This window comes from Mesorhizobium sp. P2_E7 (genome assembly GCF_056403855.1).
Genome location: NZ_JBFUER010000001.1, coordinates 1,083,554 through 1,103,744, shown reverse-complemented (window position 1 = coordinate 1,103,744; position 20,191 = coordinate 1,083,554). Strand labels below are relative to the sequence as shown.

Annotated in this window: 19 protein-coding genes and 1 tRNA gene; 3 read left to right on the top strand and 17 right to left on the bottom strand. The window is 61.4% G+C overall.

The features are described 5' to 3' along the window. Positions 1-9: 9 nt before the first annotated feature. Positions 10-780 carry a hypothetical protein gene (locus tag AC1DYC_RS05565; RefSeq protein ID WP_477404605.1) on the bottom strand — a complete coding sequence of 257 codons (771 nt, stop codon included), beginning with the start codon at positions 778-780 and terminating at the stop codon, positions 10-12. A gap of 187 nt (positions 781-967) precedes the next feature. Between AC1DYC_RS05565 and AC1DYC_RS05560 the strand changes: the two genes are divergently transcribed. Continuing rightward, complete coding sequence (locus AC1DYC_RS05560) at positions 968-2,296, top strand: glycosyltransferase family 4 protein (protein WP_477404603.1); 1,329 nt, start codon at positions 968-970, stop codon at positions 2,294-2,296. A gap of 108 nt (positions 2,297-2,404) precedes the next feature. On the opposite strand, the gene AC1DYC_RS05555 is transcribed toward AC1DYC_RS05560, so the two are convergent. Both AC1DYC_RS05555 and AC1DYC_RS05550 read right to left on the bottom strand, forming a co-directional pair. Further along, positions 2,405-3,070 (bottom strand): FkbM family methyltransferase, encoded by a 666-nt coding sequence (locus AC1DYC_RS05555; protein ID WP_477404601.1) that lies wholly within the window; start codon positions 3,068-3,070, stop codon positions 2,405-2,407. 88 nt (positions 3,071-3,158) lie between these two features. Then, positions 3,159-4,301: a hypothetical protein gene (locus AC1DYC_RS05550; protein ID WP_477404600.1), complete on the bottom strand. Its 1,143-nt coding sequence runs from the start codon at positions 4,299-4,301 to the stop codon at positions 3,159-3,161. Between the two features lie 673 nt (positions 4,302-4,974). On the opposite strand from AC1DYC_RS05550, the gene AC1DYC_RS05545 reads away from it, so the two are divergent. Beyond that, the gene (locus tag AC1DYC_RS05545) at positions 4,975-5,166 is read left to right on the top strand and encodes a hypothetical protein (protein WP_477404598.1); all 192 of its coding nucleotides are present in this window, start codon (positions 4,975-4,977) and stop codon (positions 5,164-5,166) included. A 341-nt stretch (positions 5,167-5,507) separates the two neighbouring features. On the opposite strand, the gene AC1DYC_RS05540 is transcribed toward AC1DYC_RS05545, so the two are convergent. After that, positions 5,508-5,583: transfer RNA gene (locus AC1DYC_RS05540), tRNA-Lys, on the bottom strand. Positions 5,584-5,910: 327 nt separating this feature from the next. Between AC1DYC_RS05540 and AC1DYC_RS05535 the strand changes: the two genes are divergently transcribed. Beyond that, entirely contained in the window at positions 5,911-6,378 is a 468-nt protein-coding gene (locus AC1DYC_RS05535) for a BA14K family protein (RefSeq protein WP_477404596.1), read from the top strand. A gap of 70 nt (positions 6,379-6,448) precedes the next feature. Here AC1DYC_RS05535 and glpK read toward each other — a convergent pair whose 3' ends face one another. The 13 genes from glpK to AC1DYC_RS05470 form a co-directional block, all read right to left on the bottom strand. After that, a complete protein-coding gene (glpK, locus tag AC1DYC_RS05530; RefSeq protein WP_477404594.1) occupies positions 6,449-7,942 on the bottom strand; it encodes a glycerol kinase GlpK in 1,494 nt (497 codons plus the stop codon). Positions 7,943-8,031: 89 nt separating this feature from the next. Next, entirely contained in the window at positions 8,032-9,759 is a 1,728-nt protein-coding gene (locus AC1DYC_RS05525; RefSeq protein ID WP_477340164.1) for an ABC transporter substrate-binding protein, read from the bottom strand. Positions 9,760-9,836: 77 nt separating this feature from the next. After that, positions 9,837-10,124: a DUF2160 domain-containing protein gene (locus AC1DYC_RS05520; protein WP_023693410.1), complete on the bottom strand. Its 288-nt coding sequence runs from the start codon at positions 10,122-10,124 to the stop codon at positions 9,837-9,839. Positions 10,125-10,126: 2 nt separating this feature from the next. Beyond that, positions 10,127-11,041, bottom strand: coding sequence for a carbohydrate ABC transporter permease (locus AC1DYC_RS05515; protein ID WP_477404592.1), 915 nt, complete (start codon positions 11,039-11,041; stop codon positions 10,127-10,129). A 1-nt stretch (position 11,042) separates the two neighbouring features. Beyond that, positions 11,043-11,909, bottom strand: coding sequence for a carbohydrate ABC transporter permease (locus AC1DYC_RS05510; RefSeq protein ID WP_454574966.1), 867 nt, complete (start codon positions 11,907-11,909; stop codon positions 11,043-11,045). Beyond that, positions 11,910-12,986: an ABC transporter ATP-binding protein gene (locus tag AC1DYC_RS05505; RefSeq protein ID WP_477404590.1), complete on the bottom strand. Its 1,077-nt coding sequence runs from the start codon at positions 12,984-12,986 to the stop codon at positions 11,910-11,912. Positions 12,987-12,996: 10 nt separating this feature from the next. Continuing rightward, positions 12,997-14,076 (bottom strand): ABC transporter ATP-binding protein, encoded by a 1,080-nt coding sequence (locus AC1DYC_RS05500; protein ID WP_477404588.1) that lies wholly within the window; start codon positions 14,074-14,076, stop codon positions 12,997-12,999. A 38-nt stretch (positions 14,077-14,114) separates the two neighbouring features. Next, a complete protein-coding gene (gene glpD / locus AC1DYC_RS05495; RefSeq protein ID WP_477404586.1) occupies positions 14,115-15,641 on the bottom strand; it encodes a glycerol-3-phosphate dehydrogenase in 1,527 nt (508 codons plus the stop codon). Positions 15,642-15,779: 138 nt separating this feature from the next. Next, positions 15,780-16,547, bottom strand: a complete 768-nt coding sequence (locus tag AC1DYC_RS05490) for a DeoR/GlpR family DNA-binding transcription regulator (RefSeq protein WP_023670971.1) — start codon at positions 16,545-16,547, stop codon at positions 15,780-15,782. Positions 16,548-16,662: 115 nt separating this feature from the next. Next, positions 16,663-17,061 carry a hypothetical protein gene (locus tag AC1DYC_RS05485; protein ID WP_477404584.1) on the bottom strand — a complete coding sequence of 133 codons (399 nt, stop codon included), beginning with the start codon at positions 17,059-17,061 and terminating at the stop codon, positions 16,663-16,665. Between the two features lie 62 nt (positions 17,062-17,123). Next, a complete protein-coding gene (locus tag AC1DYC_RS05480; RefSeq protein ID WP_477404582.1) occupies positions 17,124-18,539 on the bottom strand; it encodes a pyridoxal phosphate-dependent decarboxylase family protein in 1,416 nt (471 codons plus the stop codon). Positions 18,540-18,631: 92 nt separating this feature from the next. Next, the gene (locus AC1DYC_RS05475) at positions 18,632-19,363 is read right to left on the bottom strand and encodes a proteasome-type protease (RefSeq protein ID WP_477404580.1); all 732 of its coding nucleotides are present in this window, start codon (positions 19,361-19,363) and stop codon (positions 18,632-18,634) included. Between the two features lie 32 nt (positions 19,364-19,395). Continuing rightward, entirely contained in the window at positions 19,396-20,190 is a 795-nt protein-coding gene (locus tag AC1DYC_RS05470; protein WP_477404578.1) for a transglutaminase family protein, read from the bottom strand. Between the last annotated feature and the right edge of the window lies 1 nt (position 20,191).

The window sequence follows — 20,191 nt, the reverse complement described above, 5'->3', positions numbered from 1 at the left end:
GCCTTGGACTTAGTCTGCGGCCGCAAATACCGCAGCACTTTCAGATATGAGGCGCAGCGCGGCGGACTGCACATTATCCCTGTAGGTAATGCATTTGCGATAGCGGCCATCGGCAACGCGCTGTTTGCCGATGCGCTCCCATTCCGGTGTCCAGGAGGAATTCCAGTCAAAATCCTGGGAAATCAGACTTTCCCGGTCGAAGCAGTGCGGATCCCGCTCGAGTATTCGGCGCGCTTCATCGGCGAGCGGACTGTAGTTTTCAACAGCCGCCATCTTCCTCGTCCGCGCAGCAGGCGGGAGCTGAATTTCCAATTCGACACGTCCCGCAACGTTTGGAACCGCAGCGGAGCAAAGCTGCTTGCCGACTTTTGCCGTCTTTCCCAGTCCTCGGCACAGCGCCTGCCCAAAGGCATAGGCCAAGTCATGTATGGGATTATAGCCGTCGACCGCGTCCGATACGATCTGGACATTCCCAGCAGTCGCCAGATCGGCGCGCATTCTCGAGAACACACCGGCCAGGAAATCGTGGTCACCGGCCAGCAGCGCCTCGTACCAGGCGCCATCAGGAATATCTCCAAACACCGCGCCGCATGTCGCGCCCGTCGCATCGACCACATCGCGTGAATAGCCGGTTCGCGACGTTTCCTTGCCGCCCGATCCGTCGGTCAGAAGATAGACCCTTGGTTTGGCGATCTCGAGCCAATGATGGATTCTGAGTTCGTGCCCGGGATGGGCGAGAATCAGCACGTTTTCCAGTTTTTCTTCTGGTTTTTCAGGCAACAATGGCTCCAATCCCGGTTTTTGTTCAATCGAGCCGGATGGGCTGGGAACGATCCCGGCCTAAACGTTGGTTGCGGCGACGCCGACGAAGCTTGTTTGGCCACCGGCTTCAAACTAAGACGCTGCTAGAAACTCGTGCGTCTTCATTTCTCACTGCAGACATAGTGCGCAAGCAAGGAATCGCCCATTGCGAATTCTTATTACCAATCTCTTCCTGTCGCACAACAGCGGATCGGAGGCGGTCGTCGAACTGCTTGCCGACGGACTTCGCGGCGCCGGCCATCAGACCATGCTGCTGGCTCCCACTCTGGGCGACATGGCTGATAGAATGCGCCGGCGCGGGCATCATGTCGTCGACCGGATTGCCGAGATCGTCGAAAAGCCCGATGTCATTCACGCCCAGCATCTGACGCCCTGCCTGACTGCGCTCGCCAGGTTTCCCGACGTGCCGGCGGTATTTTCCTGCCACAGCGCGTTCTTTGAAGTCGAAGCGCCGATGCTGCATCCTCAGATACGCCATTGGATTGCGGTCGACGAAGCGTGCCGGGCCAAATGCCTGTCGCGTGGCATACCGGCCGATCAAATGAGCCTTGTCTACAACGCGGTCGATCTCAATCGCTTCAAGCAGCGCCCACCGCTCCCCGCCAGGCCCGCGCGAGGCCTGCTGCTCACCAAGAATTTCGAGCATCAGGCAGCGGTTCGTGAAGCCTGTGGCCGGAGCGGCATCCAGTTGGACGAGCTAGGCCCAGCCACTGGCCGGTTTTCGTATCAACTGGAGCAAGACCTGCTCGATTACGATATCGTCTTCGCAACCGCCCGAATGGCGATCGAGGCGGCTGCGGTCGGCTGTGCTGTCGTCGTTTGCGACGCGCGCGGCTTCGCGGGATTGCTCAGCAGCGCAAACATGGAGGCCTGGCGTCGCTTCAACCTGGGCGTGGGGCTTTTGACCAGGCCGACCACGGTCGAAAATCTTCTCGACGCGATAACCGGTTTCGATGCGAACGATGCCGCGGTGGTGTCCACCTATTTTCGCAAGGTGGCGGATGACGCGTATTTCGTCGAGGAACACCTGCGCATCTATGATCAGACGATGCGATCGGACAAAGGGCTGGATCCCGATGAACGCGCCCTGGCGACCGCAGCCTGGATCGAGGAGATCGGCGTCTCGCTCCCGCGCCGAAGATGGTTCCACATCGTGAAGGAATTGCACGGCTGGCCGGATTCGCCCGAACCGGCAACGCTCCTCGCGCAGTTGCAGGCGAACTCAAGAACTCTGGAAAACCTTGGCCAGGAGATCCGTGCGATCGGGCCGGAAATTGCCAGAAGCCAGCAGGCTGTCCTGAACGAGTCCGCCTCGCGCGTCGGCGCGCCGGAGGGCAATCAGGTTGTTTTGAACCGTGTCGAAGAGCAGCTTTCGAACCTTTCGAATTTTGTGAACGAGATAAAGCGACTGTACAACGGCATGGTCCCTCTGTTCATCAGGAAGATTCTGCTTCGAGCGCGCAGACGAGCCTGACAGTTGAGTCGCGCGCATTCTCGGTCAAATGGCGCGTGCGAAACAAGCTTCGGGGTAGTCGGACGGTCAAAAACCTGGCCCGTCGGTTGCCGATCAACGGCGCGCTTGTCAGATCCATTCCAGATTGATGTTGCGGATGTTTCCCTCGGCGATGCGTTGACGAATGCGATCCAGCCGATGTGCTATGTCTGGCGACACCCGGTCATGCGTCTCGACCAGAAGTGCGCCGATGGAGTTCTGCAGCCCGGCGTTGAGGATGGCTTCCAGGCATTCGGCTTCACTGCCTTCGATATCCATTTTCACTATGGATGGCATGGTCGGTTGGCTTTTCAGGAAATCCACGAGATCGACCACCTCGACGCTGATTTGCGTTCCGCCGAGATGATATGACGTTGCGAACATCGAGGACGCCTGAGTATTGCCTTTGTCGGCACGGGGATGACGGTGGAATGTCGCTGACCTTGCCCCGGCGCCGACGGCTTTCGGAACGATTTCGACATCAGGGTGACTTCCGAACCGGGCTGTGAGCGCAGCCAGCGCATGCGGATCCGGTTCGAACGCCACCACTTTGAAGCCAAGCTTGAGGGCGGCGCCGGTGATCTGGCCGACATTGGCGCCAAGGTCGAGGAAAGTACCGCCCCTGGGTACCCGCGACGCGACATCGTAGAGCATCCGTTCCGCTATGCGACGAGGGTCACGCCGGCGTCGCCAACGCCGGTACAGATGCCAGCGCGCGGTATTTTCCAGGCGGCTCTCGGAAAAGAACTCCGCCATTCCAGGACTCTCCGTTGCACTGACGATCACGCTCGCAATGGCATATTCGACAGTTGATGAAAACCGCGCTCGACAGCCTGCGTGTCGGCTAGCGGAACAGATACTTCGATACCTCCGGATTGCCGCGCCGCCACATGACATTGTCGAGAAAATAATGGTGCACGTTGATGAAGATCAGCACGATGAAGAAGAACAGCGATGATCCGAGCACTTGCTTGTCATAGGGGATCAAAGCCGTCAGCGCGGATGGGATCAGCCAGAAACCGAGATAGCCAAGGGCGGTGCCGCCGACGATGAAGCCGAGGAGCCGAAACCTGTAGAGAGGGCCGAGAAAGGACAGGATCTTCGGCTGCGGATCGCTTTCGGCATCGGAACTGTCACGCTCGACATTGGTCTGATAGCGCCAGACCACGGCGAGGTACTGCAGCGAGTGGAGCGCGGGCACGATCAGCAGCCAGAGCGGGTTTATCCTGGCAATCAGGATCCACAGATAGAGCGATGCCACGTAAGCCACGAGGCCGTTATAGGGCAGACCGCCGCCGTTCTTTTGCCAGCGATTGACCAGCATCAAGAGCGTGGCCGCCGTCGATGCAACAGCGGCCAGCATGGCAATGTCGGTGATCCAGGAGGGGGCCGCGAAGGTATAATAGTCGAGGCCGTAATATTTGCCCTGGGTCACCGCCGTGTTGGTCTGCAGCCATGCCAGGATCCACACGGCATAAGAATTGACCAGCAGCACCTTCTTGTCGCGGTCGTCGAAGAATTTGCGCTTCAGCACCGCATCCACCATCAGCATGCCGTAGCCCTGCTTGACGTAGTGCCAGCCGACAAAAAAGAACATGGCGTTGGTTGCATAGCCAAGCAGGCGCGTGTTCGCCGCCGCCGCGCCATAGGCAAAGAACCCGGTCATGACCAGCGGCACGACAATGCCCGCGAAGATGTAGCGGAGCTGCAGGCTGCGGTCGTAGCCGTTGCCGGACACCTTGCGTCCGAAATTGCGATAGAAAAGCTGGTAGGAGTGGGCGAAGTGGGGATAGTTCACGAGGTAGGCCACGAAGACCATCGTTGCGGCCACCGGCCCCTCATACGCGAGCGGCACCAGAAACAGCACCGGCAGGATGAGAAACGCGCTGCCACCCAGCATCAAGAAGTCGGCGACCGGGCCGAAGAGGTACTTTTGAGGTTTCGCCGCCTTAGGGGCTACAGCATCCGCCGAAAGCTGAAGTGTCATATCGAACCCTCCCCTGGGAAGGCCCGAGTTTAGCCAGCGGCGGGTGTGGCGACAAGGTTGGAAGCTGCGCTCTGAGCCGATCGGGGCACTACGTTCGTCTTGTCATTTTGCAAGTGCTGCTGGTGAGCGCGACGGGATCGGGACCTCAACGCTAAAACAAATGCAAGCACCACGACTTCGACGCGGCGAGCGGCAAAGCTACCATTCGCAAGCCGTTGGCCGATGCCGAGACCGGGAGCTGAAGCAAGGTTCAAGCGGCAGACGAGAAGGACGCGGCCGACACGTTCAGGCGGGTTGAAGGTGTCCAACCGAACGCTCGCGCATCCTTAACACGAGCAGGCGCGTAGCTGCGAACGGCGCCATAGCGATAAACGCCATCGTGACACTGACGAAGACCGACAGGAGACAGATCCCGCCGGGAACGGAGCAAACAGTTTCCATGACGTACCCTTTCCACCCTTAACCTGGTGGCCTCCTCCGCGCACGTCTGTAAGCATGCCCTCGCCTCAAGAGAAATACAAGCTTGCGCTAAAATACGTGAGCTGGAAGGGACGCCATTGCCCGAGCATTGCCAGCTGGCTCGTGAGGCACGGCAGGGCGCTCTTGCGGGCCACAGGAAACTAAATCAAAGCTCAATCGTTCAAATAGGGTATGGCGCCAATCGGGAGTGCGCATGGACCCTCGCGACAAGCCTATTTCTCCGTTTGAGGAGGAACAACACCAAACGCTGCTCGCAAAGAATGCGCGCCTCAGAGAGCTTCGATCTCATGCGTCTTGGCTGGCTTTCGACCCCCACGCTCCGTTTCATGATGAAATAGACCTCTCAGCCATTTTTGAGGAAAACGCGTTGCGCAAACGCTTTTAGAGCGGGCCAAGTCCCAGGGACTTCAGTCGTAATTGAGTAAATTCTAATATGCCTATAGCTTAGGCAGTGCGGGGGACCCCCGAATTCCAAACCCGCAATTGGCCGGTGCGCCTGCTTGCCCAAGCAACCCCCCGCACCGGCCATCCCTGCTTTATAGGGACCCTATGGCTGAGGCGGTATCGCACTGAGGCAATGGAAGGTGCTGCAGCTCAGCGTTGCTAGCCCGTCTGGCTTCCCATGCGCCCGATGTCGAACTGCTGGTGATCGAAGCCTGTTCGGCCGTCAATTGGCCGAGACGCTGATTCCACTCGACGCACATAAGCTAAAGATATTGGCTTTGTTGGTGAGCGCGATGGGATTCGAACCCATGACCTACTGATTAAAAGTCAGTTGCTCTACCGGCTGAGCTACGCGCTCCCGCGGGCTCTAAAAGGCCGCCCTCGAAATTGCGCGGAACATAGGGAGAGTGCCGCGAGCGGTCAACCGGAAAAAGATGGCTCGTTTGCCTGGGTTCCTGCCATCGCCTGACGCCCTGCAAATTGCCACTGGCAGGAGGCCGGTGAGCCGCTCCTGTGCCGAGGTAATCACTTCAAAATCTGCAGGGGCGAGATGGGTCTCTTTTTCTCCGGTTGACTGGAGAAACATTGCAAATCAGCAACTTAATGTTCTGGCGGGAACCTTCGCACCAACGAGCCGTTGTCTCCGCACAAGGGACGTCAACCACCCCCTTCAAAGGAGTAGATCGTGAACAAGATCGTATCGGGTATGCTGGCGGCCACATTGTCAGCCTCTTTCGCAGTTTCCGCGGCCGTGCCGGCCGGCGCCAAGCAAATGATTGCGCCGCAGGCCCCATCGGCGTCGTCCGATGTGCAGGCGGTCGACTACAAGCCGTGGATGAAAAACCGCAACTTCAACGGCAACCGCAATTTCTCGCGCAGTAACAATGACGGCGCCTACTGGAACGGCCATCAAGGCTCGCGCCATTACCGCCACGGCTATCGCCGTCACGGCGATTTCTGGTTCCCGGCTGGTGCATTCATTGCCGGCGCGCTGATTACCGGCGCGATCGTCAACAACAACCAGAACCGCGTCTACCGGGGCGGCGATTCGCATGTGCAGTGGTGCTATGACCGCTACCGGTCGTATCGTGCGTCGGACAACACCTTCCAGCCGAACTACGGTCCTCGGCAGCAGTGCAATTCTCCCTATTGATGAGTTCGGGGCGAAGCTAGAGTGATGGAACCTGCGTCGGCAACGGCGCAGGTTTCGTATTTTAGCGCATTCAGGACGTGCTCAACGTCCTGCGCACCGCATCGCGCCAGCCCGCCAGTTTTGCCGAGCGCACAGCGGCATCCATGTCCGGTTTGAACCGGCGCTCAAGTGCCCAGCTTCTGGCAAAATCCTTCGCCTTCGGCCACACGCCCGCCTTCGAGCCGGCAAGCCATGCGGCGCCCAGCGCCGTCGTTTCAAGAATGGTCGGACGGTCGACCGGCGCATCGAGGATGTCGGCCAGTCGCTGCATCGTCCAGTCGGAGGCCACCATGCCGCCATCGACGCGAAGCACGGTTTTGACTGAGGCTCCCTTCCAGTCCTTGCGCATCGCATCGAGCAAATCGCGCGTCTGGTAGGCGACGGATTCGAGCGCGGCGCGGGCAAACTCCGCCGGGCCTGAATTGCGGGTCAGACCGAAGATCGCGCCACGCGCTTCGGCGTCCCAGTGTGGCGCGCCGAGGCCGACGAAAGCCGGCACCAGATAGACGTTTTGCGTCGGGTCGGCGGTCGCCGCCAGCACGCCGCTATGCTCTGCCTTGCCGATTACCTTGATGCCGTCGCGCAGCCATTGCACGGCAGCGCCCGCGATGAAGATCGAGCCTTCCAGCGCATAGGTGGTCTTGCCGTTCAGACGGTAGGCGATGGTGGTCAGCAGCCGGTTCTTCGAGCGCACCAAATCGGCGCCCGTGTTGAGCAGCGCGAAGCAGCCTGTGCCGTAGGTCGATTTCATCATGCCCGGCTCGAAACAGGCCTGGCCGATGGTCGCCGCGTGCTGGTCGCCGGCCACGCCGAGGATCTTTATCTCGGCGCCAAAGAGGCCTTTCTCCGTCACGCCGTAATCGTCGGCGCAATCCTTGACCTCAGGCAGCATTGCCGCCGGGATGCGCAGGATCGACAGCAGTTCGTCGTCCCAGACATTTTTCTCGATGTTGTAGACCAGCGTGCGCGAGGCATTGGTGGCGTCGGTGGCGTGCACCTTGCCGCCGGTCAGCCGCCAGATCAAAAAACTGTCGATGGTGCCGGCGAGAAGCTCGCCCTTTTCGGCGCGTTTTCTCGCACCCTTCACCTTGTCCAGCATCCAGGCGATCTTGGTGCCGGAGAAATAGGGATCGAGCAGCAGGCCGGTCTTTTTGCTGAATTTTTTCTCCAGCCCCTGCTTCTTCAGCTTCTGGCAGAGCGCCGCGGTGCGGCGGTCCTGCCAGACGACGGCATTGTGGATCGGCTTGCCGGTCGCCTTGTCCCAGATCACGACGGTTTCGCGCTGATTGGTGATGCCGATCGCCGCGACATCTGACGCCTCGCGGCCGGCGGCCTTCAGTGCGCCTTTGACCGTGGCGACGACGGTTCCCCAGATTTCTTCGGGATCGTGCTCGACCCAGCCGGAGGCCGGGTAGTGCTGGGTGAATTCCTGCTGCTTGCTGCCGGCAACTTTCATCTCTCCGTCGAACAGGATCGCCCTGGTCGATGTGGTGCCCTGGTCGATCGCAAGGATGTGTCCGGTCATTCGTCCTCCCGGTAGCTCGCTTATACAAACAGGGGAGACGGCAAGATGCCGCCTCCCCGTTCACTATGATCCTGGCGCGTACGCCAAGCTTACTTCTGCCAGCTCTTCACCAGTTCGTCGTAGTTGATGGTGACCGGCTTTTCCTTCTCGTTCTCGATCTTCAGCTGAGGCGCGAGATTGCCCTTCTTGACCGCGTCGGCGTTCCAGTAGGCGAGGTCATGCTCTTCGGCCATCTTCGGGCCGATATCGCCCTGGACGCCCGACTTCTCGATGCGGCTCATGACCTTTTCCTGTTCGCCGCAGAGTGAGTCCATCGCCTCCTGCGCCGTCTTGGCGCCCGAGGACGCATCGCCGATCGCCTGCCACCAAAGCTGTGCCAGCTTCGGATAGTCAGGCACGTTGGTGCCGGTCGGCGACCACTGGACGCGGGCCGGCGAGCGGTAGAACTCGATCAGGCCGCCGAGCTTCGGAGCGCGCTCGGTGAAGCTTTTGTCGTGGATCGTGCTCTCACGGATGAAGGTCAGGCCGACATGGCTCTTCTTCACGTCGACGGTCTTCGACGTCACGAACTGCGCATAGAGCCAGGCGGCCTTGGCACGGTCAGTCGGCGTCGACTTCATCAGCGTCCAGGAGCCCACGTCCTGATAGCCGAGCTTCATGCCGTCCTTCCAGTAGACGCCATGCGGCGACGGGGCCATGCGCCACTTCGGCGTACCGTCGTCGTTCATCACCGCCTTGGCGCCGGCGTCGACCATCGACGCGGTGAACGCGGTGTACCAGAAGATCTGCTGGGCAACCGCACCCTGCGCCGGAACCGGGCCGGATTCGGAGAAGGTCATGCCCTGTGCCTCGGCCGGAGCGTAGGCCTTCAGCCAGTCGAGGTACTTCTGGATCGAGTAGACCGCTGCCGGGCCGTTGGTATCGCCGCCGCGCGCCGTGCAGGAGCCGACAGGACGCGAATTCTCATCGACTTTGATGCCCCATTCGTCGACCGGCAGACCGTTCGGGATGCCCTTGTCGCCGTTACCGGCCATGGACAGCCAGGCGTCGGTGAACCGCCAGCCGAGCGACGGATCCTTCTTGCCGTAGTCCATGTGACCATAGACCTTCTTGCCGTCGATCTCGCGACCGGTGAAGAACTCGGCAATATCCTCATAGGCCGACCAGTTGACCGGCACGCCGAGGTCGTAGCCGTACTTGGCCTTGAAGTCGGCCTTGTTCTTCTCGTCATTGAACCAGTCGTAACGGAACCAGTAGAGGTTGGCGAACTGCTGGTCGGGCAGCTGGTAGAGCTTCTTATCCGGCGCCGTGGTGAAGGAGGTGCCGATAAAATCCTTCAGGTCGAGGTTCGGATTGGTGACGTCCTTGCCGTCGCCCGCCATCCAGTCGGTCAGGTTGCGGACCTGCTGGTAGCGCCAGTGAGTGCCGATCAGGTCGGAATCGTTGACCCAGCCGTCATAGAGGTTCTGACCTGTCTGCATCTGGGTCTGAATCTTCTCGACGACGTCGCCTTCCTGGATGGTGTCATGCGTCACCTTGATGCCGGTGATCGCCGAAAAGGCCGGCGCCAGCACCTGCGATTCATAGGAATGGGTGGCGATGGTTTCGGAGACGACCTTGATGTCCATGCCGGCGAAAGGCTTCGCGGCATCGATGAACCACTGCATTTCGGCTTCCTGGTCGGCGCGCGAGAGCGTCGACAGCGGGCCGATTTCCTTGTCCAGGAACGCTTTTGCCTCGTCCATTCCGGCATAGGCGTTGCCTGCCCCGAGCAACAGGACAAGCGCGGTCGTAGATGTTAAAAATTGCCGTCGCATAGGTTTCCTCCACATTTAGGTTTCAAGTGCGATCTGGAGCGGCCGCCGGCACGCGGTCGCTCCAACAGTTTCCCCCTCTATACGTAGCGGAACACGCCGACGGCGTAGACCACGGAGAGAGCGAGAGCCCACCACAGGTTGGATCCGACAAGACCCAGCCAAGCGAGATGGATAAAGGCGCTGCCAAGCAGCGACAGGAAAAGGCGGTCGCCGCGCGTCGTCTCGAAGCGCAGGACGCCGACGCGCGGATTGCCGCCCGGCGAGGCAAATTCCCAAAACGCCATGCCGCACAACAGCAGAAGAATGGTACCGAAGAACGCCGCCGTCGGCCACGTCCACGCCATCCAGGTGAGGTCGAGGTTCATGGTCACACCCTCCCCAGGGCAAAGCCCTTGGCGATGTAGTTGCGGACAAACCAGATGACGAGCGCGCCGGGGATCAGAGTCAGCACACCGGCGGCGGCAAGCAGGCCCCAGTCCATGCCGGCGGCCGAAACAGTGCGGGTCATGGTGGCGGCAATCGGCTTGGCGTCGGTGGTGGTCAGCGTACGCGCGATCAGCAGTTCCACCCATGAGAACATGAAGCAGAAGAAGCAGGCGACGCCGATGCCGCTGGCGATCAGCGGCATGAAGATCTTCACGAAGAAACGCGGGAACGAGTAGCCGTCAATGTAGGCAGTCTCGTCGATTTCCTTCGGCACGCCCGACATGAATCCTTCGAGGATCCACACCGCCAGCGGCACGTTAAACAGGCAGTGCGCCAGAGCGACGGCGATATGGGTGTCGATCAGACCGAAGGCCGAATAGAGCTGGAAGAACGGCAGCGCGAACACCGCCGGCGGCGCCATGCGGTTGGTCAACAGCCAGAAGAACAGATGCTTGTCGCCGAGGAAGCGGTAGCGCGAAAAGGCGTAAGCCGCCGGCAGGGCAGCCGCCACCGAAATCACCATGTTCATCACCACATAGGTGATCGAGTTGATGTAGCCCGAATACCAGGAGGCATCGGTGAAGATGGTGACGTAGTTGGCGATCGTCGGCTGATGCGGGTAGAGCGTCAGCGACGACACGATCTCGGCATTGGTCTTGAAGCTCATATTGATGAGCCAGTAGATCGGCAGCAAAAGCACGATGATGTAGACCGTCGGCACGATCCACCACCAGCGCGATTCCTCACCGCGCTTGCGCATCAGCCGGGCGACCTGCTCCTGCGAGAGCGTGCTCCCCAGTTTGCCCTCGGCTGTCGTCTCGCTCACTCGGTCAGCTCTCTCGTTGGCGCCGCTCATCTCAGCGCTCCGCGTCGTAGTTGGTCATCACGGTGTAAAACACCCACGACAACAACAGGATGATCAGGAAGTAGACCAGCGACATCGCCGCCGCCGGGCCGAGGTCGAACTGGCCGAGCGCGGTCTTGACGAGGTCGATCGACAGGAAGGTCGTCGAGTTGCCGGGGCCGCCGCCGGTGACGACGAACGGCTCGGTGTAGATCATGAAGCTATCCATGAAGCGCAACAGCACGGCGATGAGCAGCACGCGCTGCATCTTCGGCAGCTGGATGTAGCGGAACACCGCCCAGCGCGAAGCGCCGTCGATCTTGGCCGCCTGGTAGAAGGCGTCGGGAATCGAGACCAGGCCGGCATAGCAAAGCAGCACGACGAGGCTGGTCCAGTGCCAGACGTCCATGATGATGATGGTGACCCAGGCGTCGTACGGGTCCTGGACATAATTGTAATCGATGCCCAGCGCGTTGACGTAGTAGCCGAGCAGGCCGATGTCGTTGCGGCCGAACACCTGCCAGATGGTGCCGACAACGTTCCACGGAATCAAGAGCGGCAGCGCCATCAGCACCAGGCAAACCGGCACGCCCCAGCCCTTCTTCGGCATGTTGAGCGCAATGAAGATGCCGAGCGGCACTTCGATGGCGAGGATGATGAAGGAGAAGATCAGGTTGCGCACCATCGCTTCCCAGAAGCGGTCGGACGACAGCAGCTCCTCGAACCATTCGGTGCCGGCCCAGAAGAACTGATTGTTGCCGAACGTGTCCTGCACCGAATAATTGACGACGGTCATCAGCGGGATGACGGCCGAGAACGCCACCAGCACCAGCACCGGCAGCACCAGGAACCAGGCCTTGTTGTTCCAGGTCTTTTCCATCTATGCCCCCATCTCGACGCGCCAGGAATCGGCATAGATGTTGATGCCGGCCGGATCGAAGCGCACTTTCGGTTCGGCGGGAACGCTCTCATCCTCGCCGATGACGGCCGCGATCTCGCGGCCTTCGAGGCTGGCGCGCACAACCTTGTGGCGGCCGAGATCCTCGACCTTGCTGATCTTCACCGCCATGCCGTCGCGGCCGAGCCTGACATGTTCGGGGCGGATGCCGAGTTCGATGGCGCCAGTGTTCCCAGCGGCGGTCTTTGGCGCGCCGGGCAGCTCGATGCGCTGGCTGCCGATGGTCGCGGTCTTGCCGTCGATCGCCACCGGCATGACGTTCATGCCGGGCGAGCCGATGAAGTAGCCAACGAAAGTGTGGCGCGGGCGCTCGAACAGTTCGGCCGGCGTGCCAATCTGGACGATGCCGCCGTCATACATGACGACGACCTGGTCGGCGAAGGTCAGCGCTTCGGTCTGGTCGTGGGTGACATAGACCATGGTGTAGCCGAAGCGGCGGTGCAGCTGCTTCAATTGCGAGCGCAGCACCCACTTCATATGCGGATCGATGACGGTCAGCGGTTCGTCGAACAGGATGGCGTTGACGTCGGAACGCACCAGGCCGCGGCCGAGCGAGATCTTCTGCTTCTGGTCGGCGGTCAGGCCCCTCGCCTTCTTCTTCGCCCATGACGCCAGGTCGATCATCTCCAGCGTCTCGCGCACCTTGCGGTCGACGTCGGCCTCCGGCACGCCGCGGTTGCGCAGCGGGAAGGCCAGATTGTCGTAGACCGTCATGGTGTCGTAGATGACCGGGAACTGGAACACCTGCGCGATGTTGCGCTCCTGCGTCGACAGGTTGGTGACGTCCTTGCCGTTGAACAGCAGCTCTCCGTGCGAAGGATGCAAAAGCCCCGAAATGATATTGAGCAGCGTGGTCTTGCCGCAGCCAGACGGCCCGAGCAGCGCATAGGCGCCGCCGTCCTCGAAGGTGTGGTGCACCTCCCTGAGCGCGAAATCGGCATCCTTCTGCGGGTTGGGCAGGTAGGAGTGCCGGACATGGTTGACGTCGATGCGCGCCATCTCTTCCCCCTCAAGCCGCCAGCTTCGATGCGGCCACGGCGCGGCCGTTGCCGTCGAAGACCATGATGTGGCGCGGATCGATGAACACCTCGATCTCGGCGTCGGGCTCGAAATCGCGGATGCCGTGGGTCAGCATGACCCAGCGCGCGTCGGCGAAATCGAGATGGATGAAGCTTTCCGAGCCGGTGATCTCGGTGATCGTCACCTTGGCGCGCACCGGCACCGCGGCGGCGTTGGGTCGCTCCAGCGACAGATGATGCGGCTGGAAGCCGATCGTGTAGTTGGCGTCGGCAATGCCGGCGAGTTCGGCCGGCACCGGCAGTTTGACGCCGCCTTCGAGCAGGAAATCCGGGCCCTTCTTGGCCAGCACGATGGTGTTGAGCGGCGGATCGGCAAAGGTCCTTGCCGTCACCAGGTCGATCGGCTTGCGGAAGACGTCGATGGTCGGGCCGAACTGGGTGATGCGCCCTTCCGAAAGCGTCGCCGTGTTGCCGCCGAGCAGCAGCGCCTCGTGCGGCTCGGTCGTGGCGTAGACGAAAATGGTGCCGGCGGCGGCGAAGATCTTCGGCAGTTCGGCGCGCAGTTCCTCGCGCAATTTGTAGTCGAGATTGGCGAGCGGCTCGTCGAGCAGCACCAGGCTGGCGTTCTTGACGATGGCGCGGGCGAGCGCGGTGCGCTGCTGCTGGCCGCCCGACAGGCTGAGCGGTGTGCGGTCGAGATAGGGCGTCAGCTTCAGGAGCGCTGCCGCGTTGCGGACTTCCTTGTCGATCTTGGCCTGATCGGTGCCGGCGACACGCAGAGGCGAGGCGATGTTTTCATAGACCGTCATCGCGGGGTAGTTGATGAACTGCTGGTAGACCATGGCGATCTTGCGCTGCTGCACCGGCATGCCGGTGACATTCTGGCCGTCGAACCAGACCGAACCGGAGGTCGGCACGTCGAGCCCGGCCATCAGCCGCATCAGGCTGGTCTTGCCGGACAGCGTCGGCCCGAGCAGGACATTGAGCGAGCCGTGCTGAAGCGTCAGCGAGACGTCGCGGATGTGCTCCGCGGCACCGACCGTCTTCGTCACGTTTCTCAGTTCCAGCATGATGCCTCCTCCCAGGCTTTTCGCATCAATCGCCTTCCCTATTCCGCTGCAACGACATGGCGCCGGCTGATGCCGCGCATGAATTCGTCGAGGGCCGAGACTTGCTCGCGGCTGAAATGCAGGCCGCGCTTGGTGCGACGCCACAATACATCTTCGGCGGTCAGTGCCCATTCGTTTTCGCAGAGGTAGCGCACCTCGGCCTCATAGAGATCGGCGCCGAAATTGCGGCCGAGATCGGCATTCGACTTGGCAAGGCCGAGCAGCACTTGCGCGCGCGTGCCGTAAAGCCTGGTCAGCCGGCGCGCCAGGCGCTGATCGAGGAACGGATAGGCGCTCTTCAGCTTCGCCACCTGCGCGTCGAAACCGGTGGCCGGGAAATCGCCGCCGGGCAAGGACGCGTTCGCCGTCCATGGCTTGCCACGCTTGCCCAGAAACCCTTCGATCTTTTCCAGCATCGATTCCGACAGCCGGCGATAGGTGGTGATCTTGCCGCCGAAGGCGTTGACGATCGGCGCCTTGCCCTCGCCGCCATCGGCCTTCAGCACGTAGTCGCGGGTTGCTTCCTGCGCCTTCGAGGCGCCGTCATCGTAGAGCGGGCGCACTGCCGAATAGGTCCAGACGATGTCGGAGCGCGTCACGGGTTTGGCAAAATATTCGCTCGCCGCCGCGCAGAGATAGTCGATCTCGGTGTCGCTGATCTTCACGTCATGCGGATCGCCGGGATAGTCGCGATCGGTGGTGCCGATCAGCGTGAACTCTTCCTCGTAGGGAATGGCGAAGATGATGCGCCCGTCCTTGTTCTGGAAGAAGTACGCACGCGGATCGTCGAACTTCTTCTTGATGACGATATGGCTGCCCTGCACCAGGCGGACATTGTGGACGTCGTTCTGGCCAACAGCCGTCGACAGCACGTGGTCGACCCACGGGCCGGCGGCATTGACCAGCAGCCGGGCCTTGACCTCCTCGGTCGCTCCGCTCGCCAGATCTTCCAGGCGGATTGCCCACATGTCGCCTTCGCGCCGCGCCGAGACCACCTTCGTGCGGGTGCGGATGGTGGCGCCGCGGTCGGCGGCATCACGTGCGTTCAGCGCCACCAGGCGGGCATCGTTGACCCAGCCGTCCGAATATTCGAAAGCCTTGTGAAACAGCGGCTTCAGCGGCTTGCCGGCCGGATCCTTGGCCATGTCGAGCGTGCGGGTCGCCGGCAGCAATTTGCGGCCGCCAATATGATCGTAGAGGAAAAGGCCGAGCCGGATCAGCCAGGCCGGGCGCAGGCCCTTGGCATAGGGCAGCACGAAGCGCATCGGCCAGATGATGTGCGGCGCGTTCTTCCACAGAACCTCGCGCTCCATCAGCGCCTCGCGCACCAGCCGGAATTCGTAGAATTCGAGGTAGCGCAGGCCGCCATGGATCAGCTTGGTCGAGCCCGACGAGGTGCCGCTGGCCAGGTCGTTCATCTCGGCGAGAAACACCGAGAAGCCGCGGCCAACCGCATCGCGGGCAATGCCGCAGCCGTTGATACCGCCGCCAATGACAAAGATGTCATGGATCGGAGATGCGTCCAAGAATTCCTCCACCGATTTCGCATTGCAGCATTTTTGGTGTTTTGCGAAACCGTGGCGGAATTATTTCGAAATGATAACGAATGTCAAACGAAATATCACGGCCACGTGAGAAGCCTGTCATGGGGGCCCCGAAAGCCGCTAGCCGAGCGATGTTTCGATCAATTGAACCTCCGCTTCCTCGCAGATCTTGCGCACCGAAGGGATGTCGCAACGGTCGGTGATGAAGGTGTTGACCTGCGACAGATGGCCGATGCGAACCGGCGCGGTGCGCTCGAATTTGGTCTGGTCGGAAACCAGGATGACATGCCTGGCATTGGCGATGATGGCTTGCGCCACCTTCACTTCGCGAAAGTCGAAATCGAGCAGCGCGCCGTCATGGTCGATCGCCGAGGCGCCGATGACCGCATAGTCGACCTTGAACTGTCTGATGAAATCCACCGCCGCCTCGCCGACCACGCCACCGTCGGAGCCGCGCACGACACCGCCGGCTATCACCACTTCGATCGAAGGATAAATGCGCATCCTATTGGCAACATTGATGTTATTGGTGATGACCATGAGCCCCGTGTGATCGAGCAGCGCCTTGCTGACCGACTCGGTCGTGGTGCCGATATTGATGAACAGCGAGGCGTTGTCGGGGATCAATCTGGCCGCAGCGCGGCCGATCGCTTCCTTCTCGTCGGCCGCGATCTTGCGGCGCGCCTCATACTCCATGTTCTCGATGCCGGACGGGAACAAGGCGCCGCCATGGATGCGGGTGAGCAGCCGCTGGTCGCAGAGATCGTTGAGGTCCTTGCGGATGGTCTGCGGCGTCACGTTGAAGTGCGTGGCGAGATCGTCGACCAGCACGCGGCCATGGTCTTTCGCCATCTGGATGATTTCGGCATGGCGCGGCGACAGATACACTGAGAACCTCCCGTTTTCGTTTTTCTTGTTTGTAGCTCAAAACGAAAGCAATGAAAAGGGAGAAGCCGGCTAATGAAATATCGATGATTGCAAAGGCGAACCGAGCAGATACGGCTCAGACCCGCTCCGCCACCTTACGGGTGACGGCAGCGACTTTGCCCGGCGAGCGGACCATCAGGAATGTGCCGGACCAGTGTCCCGAGATCCGCCAGGTGCCTTTGATCTCGGTGGCATCACCGTTCAGGATGCCGCTGTAGTGAATCGGGTACGCCTGCAATTCGGCCTTGTCGTATGTCTTGATGAAGGAGACGGCGTTGCCCTCGCGCTGCCCCTCCAGGCTTGCGCATCTTGCGGTGCCGGTCGCCGCCGGTTCGTGGGTCATCCCCGTCAAGCTGGCTGCCGTCTCGATCAGCGTTGCAACGAAGGAAACCGGCGGCAGTTCGCGCGGATAGAAATAGCGCCCGCTCCAGACGCCCGTCAGATTCTGGCTAACCCGTTCGCCCCTTCCGGCCATATGCTTGCTCGCAAGTCCTTGCTGGCTTGCCTCGGCGGCGGCAACCGCCCGGACAATCCCTGTCAGTCCTTCGGGGATCTTGCACACTCGCAGATGACAGTGAAGGCGGTATCGACATCGGCCGCGGTCGTCTCGAATTGGCCTGCCTGGAAGCGGATGGCGACCCGGCCATCGACACGCGTCTGCGTGAGATAAATGCGGCCATCATTGTTGATGGCGTCGACCAGACGCAAATTGTGCTCATCGGAGTCGGCGCCGGATGCGGCGCGATGCCGGAACGAGAACAGCGACAGCATCGGCTGGCTGGCGAGCTCGAAATCCGGCTCCCTGGCCAGTCTGGCTGCAATGCCTTCGCTCCAGGCAACGTGGTTGCGGATCATGGTACGCAAAGCTTCGAGGCCGTGAGCGCGCAACAGGAACCAGAGTTTAAGCGCTCTGAAGCGACGGCCGAGCGGCACCGACCATTCGGAATAGTTGATGATGCCGTCATGGCCACGGGTCTTCAGATAGTCCGGCTTGATCGCCAGCGTGCGCACCAGATCCTCCGGCTGGCGGACGAACTGGATCGAGCAATCGAACTGTGCCCCCAGCCATTTGTGCGGGTTGAAGACGATGGAATCAGCACCTTCGACGCCGGTCCAGAAATGCCGGTACTCCGGGCAGATCATCGCCGACCCGGCCCAGGCGGCGTCGACATGCAGATAAAGCCCATGGCGTTTGGCCACTGCGGCGACGTCGGCGATGTCGTCGGTGCCGCCAGTGCTGGTGCCGCCGACGCAAGCGATGATGCCGGCCGGCAAAAGGCCAGCCGCGCGGTCGGCAATGATCGCCGCTTCCAAGGCTGCAGTATCCATGGCGCGGTAGGTGCCGGCGACGGGAATGCGGACGAGGTTTTCCTCGCCTATGCCCGCCACCCAGATGGCGCGGTCGATCGAGGTGTGAACCTGGTCGGAGGAATAGACGCGCAGCCTGCCCTGCCCGGAAAGGCCCTTCGTGTTGCCCTGCCAGTCCAGCGCGCGCTCGCGCATGGTGAGCACGGCGGCCAGCGTTGCCGACGAGGCCGAATCCTGGATGACGCCTGAAAAGCCGTCGGGCAGCCCGAGCGCCTGGCGCATCCAGTCGACAATGCGCGTCTCAAGCTCTGTCGCCGCCGGCGAGGTCTGCCACAGCATGCATTGAGCGGCCATCGCCGAGACCAGATATTCTGCCACCACCGAGACAGGTGCTGCATTGGCCGGGAAATAGGCAAAGAAGCGCGGATGCTGCCAATGCGTCATGCCCGGCACGATCTTGGCTTCGAAATCGGCGAAGATCGTCTCCATCGGCTCCGCGGCCTCCGGCGGAGACGCTTCGATGCTTCTGAAGATTTCGCCCGGCGCGACGGCCGGCCGCACAGGCCGATCGCGCAGACCGGCGCGATAGTCTGCACCCCAATCGGCGGCGCGCTTCGACCAGTCGCGGAATTGCTCGTTATCCATGTGTCCTCCCCGCGCGCCGATCAGGCCGGTCGTTTCGATTATTGATTAACATGTTAAATAAAGGGAGGCAACTGCGACGCAAGACGCCTGCCCTACCCCGGAAAATCCGGCAGGCTGGCAAAGGCCGTTTTCAACGCATTCGACCATCCCTCGGAAATGGTGCGGTAGTACTGATCGTCCTGGCCGATCCGCTTTTTCAGTCCGACCTTGAACGTATCCTTCTCCAGGAAGAGCAGGTCGAGCGGCAGGCCGACGGAGAGGTTCGATTTCAGCGTCGAATCGAACGACACGAGCAGCAGCTTGACCGTTTCGGCCAGGCTCATCGTCTTTTCATAGGCGCGGATGATGATCGGCTTGCCGTATTTGGTCTCGCCGATCTGGAAGAACGGCGTGTCGTCGGTGGATTCGATGAAATTGCCTTCGGGATAGATCATGAACAGGCGCGGCGGGCTGCCCTTGATCTGGCCGCCAAGAATGAAGGAGGCATTGAAATAGGAGTCCGCCTTCTCGCCGGCCGGTGACGCCTGGGCGATGACCTCCTTGACGGTGTCGCCGACCAATCGCACGGTCTGGTACATGGACGGGGTTTCGAGCAGCGTCGCATGGCGTTCGCCGATCGCCTTGTTGCGTTCGTCGAGCAGGCTGACCACGGCCTGCGTCGTCGCCAGATTGCCGGCCGACATCAGCACGATGACGCGCTCGCCCGGCTGTTCCCAGACGTGCATCTTCTTGAAGGTCGAGATCGAATCCATGCCGGCGTTGGTGCGCGTGTCCGACATGAACACGAGCCCTCGATCGATCTTGAGGCCGACGCAATAAGTCATGGAATCTCTTCAGGCAGCAATCTTGCCGAGAACTACTGCTCTACCGTGACGGTGACCGCAAGCTGTTCCTCCGCCTGTCCCAGTCGAATTCCCGACACCGGCGAGGCGTCGCGATAATCGCGGCCGGTGGCCACCCTGACATAGCGTTCGTCAGGGGAAATGCCATTGGCGGCGTCGAAGGCGACCCAACCGAGACCCTGGACATGGGCTTCGGCCCAGGCATGGCTCGCCGCCTGTTCGATGGCCGCATCCATCATCAGATAGCCGCTGACATAACGGGCCGGGAAGCCCATGGCACGGGCCGTGGCGACAAAGATATGGCTGTGATCCTGGCAGACCCCGGTCTTCAGCGCCAACGCCTCTTCCGCCGGCGTCGTCACGCTGGTGGTGCCCGGCGTGTAGGCGACGCGCTCGACGATCAGCGCCATCAGCCGATGCAGCCTTTCGATGTCGGTGCCTTTGCCGACGGCCGCGGCTAGCTCGCGGATGCCCTCGCCGGGGATGGTCAAAGCGGTCTCCTGGCTGAACAGCCAGAGCGGCGCAAAGCCGTGATGCGGGCCGGAGACACCGGCCGTGTCACGCGTGACAACCTCGCCGGAGGCCTCAACGGTGATGAAGTCGCGCTCACCCTCGACGCTCAACAGCCTGTTGTCGTTGCCGAAATGGTCGCTGAAGCGCACTTCCTCGCGCGCGCCCTCGATCTTCAGCGCCCACGACAACACGGTCTGCGTTGGGCCGCTGACCGGCAACAGCCGCAGCCGCTGCAGCAGATAGTGTACCGGCGCGTCGTAGCGGTATTCGGTCCGGTGGGTGATCTTGAGCCGCATA

What these genes read in the sequence shown, in the direction of transcription:
- AC1DYC_RS05475 (WP_477404580.1), bottom strand. Translation starts at nt 19,363, where the DNA reads ATGACTTATTGCGTCGGCCTCAAGATCGATCGAGGGCTCGTGTTCATG.
- AC1DYC_RS05470 (WP_477404578.1), bottom strand. Translation starts at nt 20,190, where the DNA reads ATGCGGCTCAAGATCACCCACCGGACCGAATACCGCTACGACGCGCCG.
- AC1DYC_RS05515 (WP_477404592.1), bottom strand. Translation starts at nt 11,041, where the DNA reads ATGAGCGGCGCCAACGAGAGAGCTGACCGAGTGAGCGAGACGACAGCC.
- glpK (WP_477404594.1), bottom strand. Translation starts at nt 7,942, where the DNA reads ATGACCGGACACATCCTTGCGATCGACCAGGGCACCACATCGACCAGG.
- AC1DYC_RS05555 (WP_477404601.1), bottom strand. Translation starts at nt 3,070, where the DNA reads ATGGCGGAGTTCTTTTCCGAGAGCCGCCTGGAAAATACCGCGCGCTGG.
- AC1DYC_RS05525 (WP_477340164.1), bottom strand. Translation starts at nt 9,759, where the DNA reads ATGCGACGGCAATTTTTAACATCTACGACCGCGCTTGTCCTGTTGCTC.
- AC1DYC_RS05510 (WP_454574966.1), bottom strand. Translation starts at nt 11,909, where the DNA reads ATGGAAAAGACCTGGAACAACAAGGCCTGGTTCCTGGTGCTGCCGGTG.
- AC1DYC_RS05480 (WP_477404582.1), bottom strand. Translation starts at nt 18,539, where the DNA reads ATGGATAACGAGCAATTCCGCGACTGGTCGAAGCGCGCCGCCGATTGG.
- AC1DYC_RS05545 (WP_477404598.1), top strand. Translation starts at nt 4,975, where the DNA reads ATGGACCCTCGCGACAAGCCTATTTCTCCGTTTGAGGAGGAACAACAC.
- AC1DYC_RS05485 (WP_477404584.1), bottom strand. Translation starts at nt 17,061, where the DNA reads ATGGCCGGAAGGGGCGAACGGGTTAGCCAGAATCTGACGGGCGTCTGG.
- AC1DYC_RS05550 (WP_477404600.1), bottom strand. Translation starts at nt 4,301, where the DNA reads ATGACACTTCAGCTTTCGGCGGATGCTGTAGCCCCTAAGGCGGCGAAA.
- AC1DYC_RS05500 (WP_477404588.1), bottom strand. Translation starts at nt 14,076, where the DNA reads ATGCTGGAACTGAGAAACGTGACGAAGACGGTCGGTGCCGCGGAGCAC.
- AC1DYC_RS05505 (WP_477404590.1), bottom strand. Translation starts at nt 12,986, where the DNA reads ATGGCGCGCATCGACGTCAACCATGTCCGGCACTCCTACCTGCCCAAC.
- AC1DYC_RS05520 (WP_023693410.1), bottom strand. Translation starts at nt 10,124, where the DNA reads ATGAACCTCGACCTCACCTGGATGGCGTGGACGTGGCCGACGGCGGCG.